The sequence below is a fragment of the Haladaptatus sp. W1 genome (genome assembly GCF_001723155.1).
In the GTDB taxonomy this organism is placed as follows: domain Archaea; phylum Halobacteriota; class Halobacteria; order Halobacteriales; family Haladaptataceae; genus Haladaptatus; species Haladaptatus paucihalophilus.
The window spans coordinates 1-2,143 of record NZ_MEIH01000193.1; the positions used below are offsets into that span (position 1 = coordinate 1).

Below are 2,143 nucleotides of genomic sequence, written 5' to 3' on the forward strand. Positions count from 1 at the left end.
GGCGCTGCTCGACGATACGGAGAGCGACGCGCTGTTCCTCGAACGGAAACCGGAGTTCGAGTGGCACGGCGGCATGCTCATGGAGGACGCGACCCTCGAAGTGCCGTTCCTCGCCGACCTCGTGACGCTCGCCGACCCGACGAGCGAGTACACGTATCTGAACTATCTTCGGGAGACGGACCGCCTCTACGAGTTCTACTTCTACGAGACGTTTCAGGTGCCCCGGCGGGAGTACGACGATTACTGTCGGTGGGTCGCCGACACGCTCGGCAACACGGCGTTCTCCCGCACCGTGACCGACGTTCGGCACGACGAGGACCGGGAGGAGTTCCACGTCACCGCCCGCGACCCGGAAAACGGCGGGACGTTCGAGTACCGCGCGGAGAACGTGGTGGTCGGCGTCGGAAGCGTTCCGCAGGTCCCAGAGGAGTTGCGGGGCCATCCGAGCGAGGACGTGTTCCACACCGCCAGCTACCTCGACCGACGCGAGCGCTGTCTCGACGCCGGGGCGATTACGGTCGTCGGGTCGGGCCAGAGCGCCGCCGAGGTGTTCTTAGACCTGCTCAAGCGACAACCCGAGGCGAGCTACCGCCTCGACTGGCTCACGCGCTCGGAGGGCTTCTTCCCGATGGAGTACTCGAAATTGGGTCTCCAGCACTTCACGCCCGAGTACACCGAGTACTTCTACGACCTGCCACAGGAGCGAAAGGACGACCTCGTGCCCGAGCAAGGGTTGCTGTACAAGGGAATCGACCCGGAGACGAGCGAGGAAATCTACGACCTGTTGTACGAGCGCTCCATCGGCGACGCGGACCCGGACGTCGGCATGCTCGCCACGACCGAAGTCGAGGACATCGAGGCGACGGACGGCGGCTACCGCCTGACCTGCGAGCAGTGGCAGGAAGGCGAGCGGTTCGCCCACGAAAGCGACGTGGTGGTCCTCGGAACCGGCTATCACCGCCCGAGGCCGCCGTTCCTCGCCGGAATCGAGGACCGAATCGGACGCGACGCGAAGGGACGCCTTCGCATCGCCGAGAACTACGAAATCGAGTCCGAGGTCGGGCGTCCCGACGCCGTGGCTGTACAGGTCGGCGTTCTGCACGAACAGGCGGGCCGCGCCGTCGAACTCGATTTCGTAGTTCTCGGCGATGCGAAGGCGTCCCTTCGCGTCGCGTCCGATTCGGTCCTCGATTCCGGCGAGGAACGGCGGCCTCGGGCGGTGATAGCCGGTTCCGAGGACCACCACGTCGCTTTCGTGGGCGAACCGCTCGCCTTCCTGCCACTGCTCGCAGGTCAGGCGGTAGCCGCCGTCCGTCGCCTCGATGTCCTCGACTTCGGTCGTGGCGAGCATGCCGACGTCCGGGTCCGCGTCGCCGATGGAGCGCTCGTACAACAGGTCGTAGATTTCCTCGCTCGTCTCCGGGTCGATTCCCTTGTACAGCAACCCTTGCTCGGGCACGAGGTCGTCCTTTCGCTCCTGTGGCAGGTCGTAGAAGTACTCGGTGTACTCGGGCGTGAAGTGCTGGAGACCCAATTTCGAGTACTCCATCGGGAAGAAGCCCTCCGAGCGCGTGAGCCAGTCGAGGCGGTAGCTCGCCTCGGGTTGTCGCTTGAGCAGGTCTAAGAACACCTCGGCGGCGCTCTGGCCCGACCCGACGACCGTAATCGCCCCGGCGTCGAGACAGCGCTCGCGTCGGTCGAGGTAGCTGGCGGTGTGGAACACGTCCTCGCTCGGATGGCCCCGCAACTCCTCTGGGACCTGCGGAACGCTTCCGACGCCGACCACCACGTTCTCCGCGCGGTACTCGAACGTCCCGCCGTTTTCCGGGTCGCGGGCGGTGACGTGGAACTCCTCCCGGTCCTCGTCGTGCCGAACGTCGGTCACGGTGCGGGAGAACGCCGTGTTGCCGAGCGTGTCGGCGACCCACCGACAGTAATCGTCGTACTCCCGCCGGGGCACCTGAAACGTCTCGTAGAAGTAGAACTCGTAGAGGCGGTCCGTCTCCCGAAGATAGTTCAGATACGTGTACTCGCTCGTCGGGTCGGCGAGCGTCACGAGGTCGGCGAGGAACGGCACTTCGAGGGTCGCGTCCTCCATGAGCATGCCGCCGTGCCACTCGAACTCCGGTTTCCGTTCGAGGAA

At 65.4% G+C, this 2,143-nt stretch carries 2 pseudogenes; one reads left to right on the plus strand and one right to left on the minus strand.

Going from position 1 to position 2,143, the window contains the following annotated elements:
• Window positions 1-73 precede the first annotated feature (73 nt).
• Window positions 74-898 (plus strand): annotated as a pseudogene (locus tag BG842_RS09575) (lysine N(6)-hydroxylase/L-ornithine N(5)-oxygenase family protein); the annotation flags it as partial.
• Between the two features lie 150 nt (window positions 899-1,048).
• On the opposite strand, the pseudogene BG842_RS27405 reads toward BG842_RS09575, so the two are convergent.
• Window positions 1,049-2,143 (minus strand): annotated as a pseudogene (locus tag BG842_RS27405) (lysine N(6)-hydroxylase/L-ornithine N(5)-oxygenase family protein); the annotation flags it as partial.